This is a genomic window from Micromonospora sp. 4G55 (genome assembly GCF_016803375.1).
This window is the reverse complement of record NZ_JAEVHN010000249.1, coordinates 1-8,286: the sequence shown is the minus strand read 5'-3', so window position 1 is coordinate 8,286 and position 8,286 is coordinate 1. Positions and strand designations below refer to the sequence as shown.

Annotated in this window: 9 protein-coding genes and 2 pseudogenes; 4 read left to right on the top strand and 7 right to left on the bottom strand. The window is 74.1% G+C overall.

Annotation, left to right across the window (positions count from 1 at the left end; translation table 11 throughout):
* Positions 1-515 (bottom strand): annotated as a pseudogene (locus JNW89_RS20015) (pentapeptide repeat-containing protein); the annotation flags it as partial.
* Positions 516-690: 175 nt separating this feature from the next.
* Here JNW89_RS20015 and JNW89_RS20010 point away from each other — a divergent pair.
* A complete protein-coding gene (locus JNW89_RS20010) occupies positions 691-1,299 on the top strand; it encodes a hypothetical protein (RefSeq protein WP_238450054.1) in 609 nt (202 codons plus the stop codon).
* Positions 1,300-1,349: 50 nt separating this feature from the next.
* Here the strand turns inward: JNW89_RS20010 and JNW89_RS20005 are convergent, their stop codons facing one another.
* On the bottom strand, positions 1,350-1,532 hold the full coding sequence (locus tag JNW89_RS20005; RefSeq protein ID WP_238450055.1) for an SSI family serine proteinase inhibitor: 183 nt from the start codon (positions 1,530-1,532) through the stop codon (positions 1,350-1,352).
* A gap of 355 nt (positions 1,533-1,887) precedes the next feature.
* The gene (locus JNW89_RS20000) at positions 1,888-2,880 is read right to left on the bottom strand and encodes an SDR family oxidoreductase (RefSeq protein ID WP_238450053.1); all 993 of its coding nucleotides are present in this window, start codon (positions 2,878-2,880) and stop codon (positions 1,888-1,890) included.
* 76 nt (positions 2,881-2,956) lie between these two features.
* Here JNW89_RS20000 and JNW89_RS19995 point away from each other — a divergent pair.
* Positions 2,957-4,374, top strand: a pseudogene (locus tag JNW89_RS19995) (RtcB family protein).
* Between the two features lie 5 nt (positions 4,375-4,379).
* Here JNW89_RS19995 and JNW89_RS19990 read toward each other — a convergent pair.
* Positions 4,380-4,793 (bottom strand): archease, encoded by a 414-nt coding sequence (locus JNW89_RS19990; RefSeq protein WP_238450052.1) that lies wholly within the window; start codon positions 4,791-4,793, stop codon positions 4,380-4,382.
* Between the two features lie 70 nt (positions 4,794-4,863).
* Between JNW89_RS19990 and JNW89_RS19985 the strand changes: the two genes are divergently transcribed.
* Positions 4,864-5,196, top strand: coding sequence for a hypothetical protein (locus JNW89_RS19985; RefSeq protein ID WP_238450051.1), 333 nt, complete (start codon positions 4,864-4,866; stop codon positions 5,194-5,196).
* Positions 5,197-5,253: 57 nt separating this feature from the next.
* Here the strand turns inward: JNW89_RS19985 and JNW89_RS19980 are convergent, their stop codons facing one another.
* The gene (locus JNW89_RS19980) at positions 5,254-5,937 is read right to left on the bottom strand and encodes a triacylglycerol lipase (protein WP_238448767.1); all 684 of its coding nucleotides are present in this window, start codon (positions 5,935-5,937) and stop codon (positions 5,254-5,256) included.
* Positions 5,938-6,146: 209 nt separating this feature from the next.
* Here JNW89_RS19980 and JNW89_RS19975 point away from each other — a divergent pair, with 209 nt between their 5' ends.
* On the top strand, positions 6,147-6,752 hold the full coding sequence (locus tag JNW89_RS19975) for an MBL fold metallo-hydrolase (protein ID WP_238448768.1): 606 nt from the start codon (positions 6,147-6,149) through the stop codon (positions 6,750-6,752).
* Between the two features lie 46 nt (positions 6,753-6,798).
* Here JNW89_RS19975 and JNW89_RS19970 read toward each other — a convergent pair whose 3' ends face one another.
* Entirely contained in the window at positions 6,799-7,497 is a 699-nt protein-coding gene (locus tag JNW89_RS19970) for a B3/4 domain-containing protein (protein ID WP_238448769.1), read from the bottom strand.
* 7 nt (positions 7,498-7,504) lie between these two features.
* A complete protein-coding gene (locus tag JNW89_RS19965) occupies positions 7,505-8,113 on the bottom strand; it encodes a LysE family translocator (protein WP_238450050.1) in 609 nt (202 codons plus the stop codon).
* Between the last annotated feature and the right edge of the window lie 173 nt (positions 8,114-8,286).

Genomic DNA, 8,286 nt, shown 5'->3' with positions numbered 1-8,286 from the left:
GCTCGCTGGCCCGCACCAGCAGCGGGTTCAGCCGCCCCCCGGTACGCGTCGACGGCCACGTCGCGCAGCGCGTCGGCGCCGCCGGCGGTGAGGTCTCGGGTCTCGTCCACGGCCGCCCGCAGCTCGTCCCGCAGCGCCCCGGCCGGGGTCAGCGCCAGCGCCTCGGTGAGATACCAGAGCAGCTCGTGCAGCGGGCGCACCACGGCGAAGGTGGCGAACATGGCCGATGCCGTCGCCGGGTCGTCCCGCCAGTTCCGCCCGCTGAAGGTGTGTTGGGTGACGTGCTGGCCGGCGCCGAAGCAGTCGAAGACGGTGCAGCCGGGGAAGCCCAGCTCGCGCAGCTGCGGGTGGATGCCGCAGCGCGAGTCGGCGCCCAGGTTCGGGCAGGGCTGGCCGGCGGGCTTGTCCAGCGCGAAGTCCGCCGAGGCGGCGAAGGCCGGGGCGACGCAGCACAACCCGACGCAGCGGGCGCAGTCGGCGCGTAGCTCGGTGCCGCCTCGGGGTGTTTCGGACACGCTGACCGGTCTCCCACTGGTTGGTTGGTCTGCGGCCCGGGTCGCCGGGCCGGCGTACCCCATTGTCCGTCAGCGGGGCGGCCGGGCCGCCCGGGGGAGGGTCTGCGGATTCGACGTCGGCCGGGCTGCCCGCTTTCGTATGGTGGGCCTATCCAGGAGGGCCGGGGGTCGGGGCATGGACGACCGCGAGCGGGAGCAGGCACTGCTCACCGCGCTGACCACCGAGCACTTCGTGCTCCAGACCTCCCGCGGCGCCACCATCGCCGAGTCGGTGGGACGGGCGACGGTGTTCCTGTCGCTGCTGTCGGCGGCCCTGATCGGTCTGGGCTTCGTCTCGAGCAGCGAGGGGCTGATCCGGCCGTACCTCGGGGCGGTGCTGCCGACGCTGGTGGTGACCGGGCTGCTGACGTTCGCCCGGCTGGTGCAGAACATGGTGGAGAACTCGCTGGACCTGCAACGGATTCAGCGGATCCGGGCCTACTACCACCGCACCGTCTCCACCGGTCACGACTTCTTCGCCGACGCGGTGTCGGACGAGGACATCGCCCGCGCCGCCTGGCGGGCGGTCGGCGCGCGGCCCGGGTGGTTCCAGCTGATGCTCACCACAGCGGCCATGGTGGGGGCGGTCAACGCCCTGCTGATCGGGCTCGGCGTGACGCTGCTCGTCGGGCTGGTCGGCGCCGGCTCGGCGGTGGCGATCGGCGTCGGGGTGGTGGTCGCGCTGGCCGCCTTCGCCGTCCAGGTCGCCTACGTCAGCCGCCGGTCGATCTCGCGCGTGCCGTGACCGGGAGGCGCGACGCCCGTTCCCCAGGGACGGGCGCCGCGCCGATCCGGTCAGAAGGCGAACAAGGCGCCGGTGCCGCGCAGCAGCAGGCACCGGTTCTCGTACGACTTCGACCAGGTCACCGGCCGGTCCTGCCAGAACCCCCAGGCGCGGACCGTCACCGGCGCGTAGTCGAAGGTGCAGGGGCCCGGCTCGGCCGACAGGACGGACAGGTCGCCGTCGACGCGGGCCAGGGTGCGGCAGGCGGTGACCGCGTCGGGGTGGGTGCCGCCGGCCGTCCGCAGACCAGCACGGCCGAGCGGTCCTCGGCGGTGCCCGGCCGGTCGATGTCGAGCAGCAGCACCGACGGGGTCTCCGGACCGGATCGGGGTGCGGCCTGCGCGGCCTGGGGGAGCAGGGCCGCCTGCGCGGTCAGCAGGGCGACGGCGAGGGCGCCGCCGTGGCGGCGGCGCGTCGGGTGAAGGGCATCGTGACGTCCTTCCGGTTGCGGGACCCCGGGTCTCGGGGCCGGTGGACGGCCCGTCCGTCGTGTGGCCGGGCCGTCGAGAACCCTAGGTGGACGGTGTGAACGCGAAGCGTCACGATTTGTTACACCGCCCGCCCTCCGGAGGACGTCAGGTGTGACAACCTGCGCCGGCGCGCGCCGGGAGGGCGGTCGTCCGCCGCGACATGGTCTCTGGCCCGACCCATGAGTTGCCGCGGTGTTGCGACCACCCGCCCGCACCCGGCCGCACGTCGTCGCCCGCCCCGGCCGGCCGGGACGCAGGGGTGATTCAGCCCGAGCGCCAGTCGTCCGAGCGCAGGTGCGAGCCGGCCTGCGGACCCATCAGCAGCATGCCGCCGTCCACCGCAGGACGCCCCGGTCACGTACGCGGCGGCGGGCGAGGCGAGCAGCGCCACCACCGCGGCGACCTCCCGCGCGTCGCCCGGTCGGCCCACCGGTACGCCGGGACGGTCCTCGGTGAACGGGTCGACGTCCTCCTGGCCGGTCATCGGGGTGGAGATCTCGCCGGGCGCCACCGCGTTGACGGTGATCCCGTCGGCGGCCAGCTCCTGCGCCATGACGCGGGTGAGCAGGCCCAGCCCGCCCTTCGCCGCGCAGTACGCGGCCGACCCGACCCGGGGCGCGTGCTCGTGCACGCTGGTGATGTTGACGATCCGGCCGCCCCGCCCGGCGGCGCGCATCCGCCGGGCCGCCCGCTGCGAGCAGAGGAACGGGCCGTCCAGGTCCACCGCGAGTACCTCGCGCCACTGCTCCCAGCCGGTGTCGACGAACGGGGTGGACGCCCCGGTGCCGGCGTTGTTCACCAGCACGCCGATCCCGTCGAGCCGGTCGGCCAGCTCGTCCACGACGGCGGCCGCCTCCGGAAGCCTGGTCAGGTCCAGCTCGGCGACCTCGCAGCGGCGGCCCAGGGCGCCGACCTCTCCGGCGGTGCGCTGCGCGCCCGCGCGGTCGCGGTGCCAGGTGATGCCGATGTCGAAGCCGGCCTCGGCGAGGGCGACGGCGCAGGCCTTGCCGATGCCGGAGTCCGCGCCGGTGACGATGGCGACCTTCGGGTAGTTCTCGTATCGCTGGGGCATGCTGCCAGCACTACCCGGATGGGGCGAGGGAGAACCAGCGGGGTGTAACCGGTCCGGGCCGGGGTAGCCGGGCGGGATGGACCTGGTCGAGGAGTCGCCGTACCGGTTCCGCATCGACCGGCACGATCCGATGCGGGTACCGGGAGTGGTGTTCGCGTCTCGGGCGCTGCTCCCGGACGCCGGGGCGGACAAGTCGCTGGAGCAGGTGGCGAACGTGGCCACTCTGCCCGGCATCGTCGGCGCCTCCTACGCCATGCCGGACGTGCACTGGGGCTACGGCTTCCCGATCGGCGGGGTCGCCGCCACCGCCGTCGAGGACGGGGGAGTGGTCTCGCCCGGCGGGGTCGGCTTCGACATCTCCTGCGGGGTGCGGCTGCTCACCGCGACCTGGACCGGGCCGCGCTGCGCCCGCGGCTGGACGCCGTGATGGACGGCCTGAGCGAGTCCACCCCGCGCGGCATGGGCAAGGGCGCCGTGTGGCACCTGACCGACCGGGCCGAGCTCGACGCCGTGCTCCGCGGCGGCTCCCGGTACGCCGTCGAGCGCGGCTTCGGCGTCCAGCGGGACCTGGACCGCTGCGAGGACTACGGCGCGGTGGGCGACGCGAACCCGGCCCAGGTGAGCGAGCGGGCGGTGGAGCGCGGCGCCCGCCAGGTGGGCAGCCTCGGCTCCGGCAACCACTTCCTCGAGGTGCAGGCGGTGGAGGAGGTCTACGACGAGGCCGTGGCGGGGACCTTCGGGCTGCGCGCCGGCCAGGTCTGCGTCATGATCCACTCCGGCTCGCGCGGGCTGGGCCACCAGATCTGCACGGACTACGTCCGGGAGATGGAGAAGGTGATGCCCGGGTACGGCATCCATGTGCCCGACCGGCAGCTGGCCTGCGCGCCGGTCTCGTCCCACGAGGGTCGGGCCTACCTGGGGGCGATGGCCGCCGCGGCCAACTACGCCCGGGCCAACCGGCAGCTGCTCGCCCATGCCGCCCGTCAGGTCTTCGCCCGGGTCACCGGCTGCGACCTCGACCTGGTGTACGACATCTCGCACAACCTCGCCAAGATCGAGACGCACGAGGTGGACGGGATGCCCCGGCCGCTCTGCGTGCACCGCAAGGGCGCCACCCGGGCCCTCCCGCCGGGGCACCCCGAGCTGCCCGACGACCTGCGCCCGGCCGGGCAGCCGGTCCTCATCCCCGGCTCGATGGGCACCGGCTCGTACGTGCTGACCGGCGTGGCTGGTTCGCCGGCTTGGGCGTCAACCTGCCACGGCGCTGGCCGGGTGCAGAGCCGCAAGCAGGCCACCAGGGCGGTCCGCGGGCACGACCCGCGCCGGGAGCTGGAGGCGCAGGACATCGCGGTGCGGGGCGCCAGCCGGCGCGGGCTGGCCGAGGAGATGCCGGCCGCGTACAAGGACGTCACCGCCGTGGTGGCGGCGGCCGAGGGGGCCGGCCTGTGCCGGAAGGTGGCCCGGCTGACGCCGATCGGCGTGGTGAAGGGCTGAGCCGGTCAGACGTCCACGGTCACCGAGCAGCGCCAGCCGGAGTCGGTGCCGGCGAACCGCAGCTCGTGCAGCGAGACCGCCTTCGGCACCGCGCCCACCAGCTCCACCGCGTCGGTCCCGACGGTGTGCCAGCACACCCGCAGGCCGTCGGCGCTCGGCTGCGCCTCGGTGGCCAGCGGCACCGTGCCTTCGGTCTCCAACCGGAAGATCACCTCGTCGAGAATTCCCACCAGCAGGTCCTCGTCCCGGTCGGCCGGCAGCTCGACCGTCGTCTCGCCGTCCGGTCGGGCGCCGGTGGTGTCGACGAAGGTCTGCACCAGCGCGGCGACCGCCTCGGCCAGGCAGCTCTCCCGGTCCGGCGCCCACGCCTCGATCCGCACGTCGGCGGTGTGCGGGACGGCGCGGTGCCCTCGGTCCATGCCCCGATCATGCCGCTACCACGGCTCCCCGGCGGCCGGAACTGTCGCACCGGGACGCTACGTTGCTCCCATGATCGCCGATGACGCGGACGCCCTGGCCGTCACGTTCCACCGCATGATGCGGGCCGTTCTCGCCGCCGAACGGCCCGGCGCCGACACCCTCGGCCGCACCGTCGTGCTGGCCCGCGACTGGGGCACCGGGCCGGCCGCCGACGCCCGGCTGGCCGACGCGCTGCGCCGCCTGCACGGCGAGCCCGACGAAGCTCCGACGACGCGGGAGTCCGCCCGGGGCGCGGCGATCGGGAAGTTCGCCGCCAACGCCCGGCGGCTGCGCGAGGGGGAGATCACCCCGGCCGAGTTCCACGAGATCATGGACGACGACGGCGGCCCGGCCCGAGGCTGACTCCGGGGGGCCGCCGGCCTGCGGAGTAAGTCCGCGCCACCGCCGGCCCCACCGCCGTCACGGGTTGACGAAGTCGCGCACCTGGCCGTAGATGGTGGCGTCGTTCTGCAGGCTGGTGTGTGTCACGCAGCCCGCCAACGTGTTGCTCGCCCCGGAGAGCACCGTGCTGTCCACCGGGTTGATCACGCCGTCGCAGTTCGACCGCCAGGTGCCGTACGTCGGGACGCCCGGGGTCTCGTCGACCGAGTTGAGGTTGGCCAGGAAGGTCGAGCCGATCCGCATCTCCGTGCAGGCGGTGCTGTAGCAGGCGTTGGCGGAGCTGGTGCCGTGGTTCGGGCCGCCGAGGGACACCCACCGGTCCACCTTGCCCCCGCCGCCGAGGTTCTTCAGGTAGTAGCGGGAGGAGAGCCCGCCCATCGAGTGGGTGACGATGTCCACCTTCGTCGCGCCGGTGCTGGCGAGTAGCTTGTCGACCTCCTGGCCGACCTGCTGCGCGGTGGTGGCGTTGGACTGGCTGGTGTTGTAGGAGAAGGCGCGCAGCCGGCTCGACGGCCAGCCGTCGGCCTGGAACCGGCTGATCATCGTGTTCCAGGTGCTGGCACTGCTGTTCCAGCCGTGCACGAACAGGATCGGGTTGCTCGACGCGGTGTACGCGGCGGCCTGTGCGGGGGTGGGTGCGACGGCGACGGCGGCGACCGCCACGGCCACCGCGAACAGCCACCTGCTGATGTACGTCCTCATGATCGTCTGTCTTTCTCGGGTGCCCGCGCGGAGAGGGGGGTGTGCGCGGACCGACGCCCAACTGGTGGTCGGACGTCGGTCGACGGGGGTCTCGGTACTCCGATGTGACGGATGTTACTGACGGGTTGCCTTTTGATGTCAATACATCAATTCGTGCTGCTGAGGGCACGGACAGCGACGTCGGGCAGGGCTGCGGTAGCGTCCGTCCGATGCGGATCACGAAATACACCCACGCCTGCGTGCGCCTGGAACGCGACGGTCGCGTGCTCGTCGTCGACCCCGGCACCTGGAGCGAGCCGGCCGCTCTCGTGGGCGCGGACGCCGTCCTGGTCACCCACGAACACGCCGACCACATCGACGTGCTGCGGCTGGCCGGCCTCGGCGTCCCGGTCTTCGTGCCTGAGGGCGCCGAGCTGCCCGCCCTGCCCACGCTGCCGGTCCAGCGGGTACGGGCCGGGCAGCAATTCACCGCCGCCGGCTTCGCGGTCACCGCGGTGGGTGGCCGGCACGCCACCATCCACGACGGCCAGCCGGACTGCGCCAACCTCGGGTACGTCGTGGACGACGAGGTCTACCACCCGGGTGACTCCCTGCACCTGCCCGGGCGGCCGGTGTGGACGCTGCTGGTGCCGGCCCAGGCGTCCTGGCTGAAGCTGACCGAGGCGATCGGGTTCGCCGGTGCGGTCGGCGCGGCGCGCACCCACCCGATCCACGACGCGCAGCTCAACGAGCGGGGCCTGGCCAGCGTGAACGGCTGGTTCGCCGAGACGCTCGGCGACGGCTACCGCTACCTCGCGCCCGGCGAGACGGCCTGACCCGGCCGCGGCGGGCGCCGGTCCCCGCCGGAAACGACGGGGGACCTCAGCCGGGTACGTCGACGGCCGGTGCGGCGGCCGTCAGCACCGCGCCCCGCGGGTCGACCTGCCAGCCGGCAGCCAGCTCCGCGGTCAGGGTGTCCAGGAGCGCCGGCACGTCCCGACCGGCCGAATCGTGCAGCGCCTCCGCCACGATGAGCACGGTCCCGGTCGTGTGGCGCACCGCCGACCAGCCGCTCTGCCGGTGGGTCCACCGCCGTGAGTGCGCCCGTCCCGCCCCGTCGGCGAAGACCACCTCGCCGGGCTCCGGACGCTCGAGGTCACCGGCGAGGGTCACGTACTCCTCCTCGCCGGTGGCGGGCCGGACGGCCAGGTCGCCGTCGATCCGCGTCACGTCCAGCACCGCGACGGGGATCGCGTACGCGAGGGAGACCGCGTTGCAGAGGTCGACCAGCGGGTGGAGCCGGGGCAGCTCCCCGTCCCGGCGGAACCGGCGCAGCAGCGACTCGGCGGCGCACCGGTAGCGGGTCGGCGGCAGCCCCATCGCGGCGAAGGCGCGCCGCCAGGCCCGGATCTCGGGGAACCCGCTCTCGGCGCCGGCGGTCAACCGCTGCCGCGCCAGGCCGGCGAAGTGCGCGACCCGCTCGTCCACCGCGACGTCCGGGGTGACGCCGTCGGCGGCCAGTACGCCGGCGACCAGCGTCGGGTGCGTCGACCGGACGCCGGGGGCGTGGTGGAAACGCATGGCACTCCTATCTCTCGGCGAGCAGCAGGGAGACGCCGAGCGCGACGAACGACCCGGCGAAGGTGCGGCGTAGCCAGTCGGTCAGCCGGGGCCGGGCCAGCACCCGGTCGCGGACCGTGCCGGCGAAGCTGCCGTAGGCGGCGAAGACCCCGAAGGTGACCAGCATGAACACCATCCCGTGGGTCAGCATCCGGCCCGTCGCGCCGGGCCCGCCGGCCGGCACGAACTGCGGCAGGAACGCCACGAAGAAGAGGGTCGGCTTGGGATTGAGCAGGTTGACCAGCACCGCCGACAGGATCACCCGGTGCGCGGGGCGGGCGGCGGCATCGCCGGCCGCGAAGCCGGAGCGGTCCCGCCAGGTCGCCCAGGCCAGGTAAAGGAGGTACCCGACGCCGAGGTACTGGACCACTCGGAACGCCGGTGCGCTGGCGTGCAGCAGCGCGGCGAGCCCGGTGCACGCCGCGGCCAGGTGCGGCACCACAGCCACCGTGCAGCCGAACGCGGCGATCACCCCGGCGCGGCGTCCCCCGGACAGCCCGGCGGAGAGGGTGTAGACGACCCCGGTGCCCGGGGTGGCGACCACGACCAGCGTGGCCAGGAGGAACGCGATGCTCACGGGTTCCACCCTGCGGCCACAATGGTCCGGTGGACAGGGCCAAAGGCAGAGCATCCGACGAGTCCATCACCGCCGGATCGGACTTCCTCCAACTCGATGTCGGCGCAGCCCCGCCCGGTGGCCGAGCCGACTGGCTGGCGGGGCGGCTGCGCGCCGCCATCGCCGACGGCCGC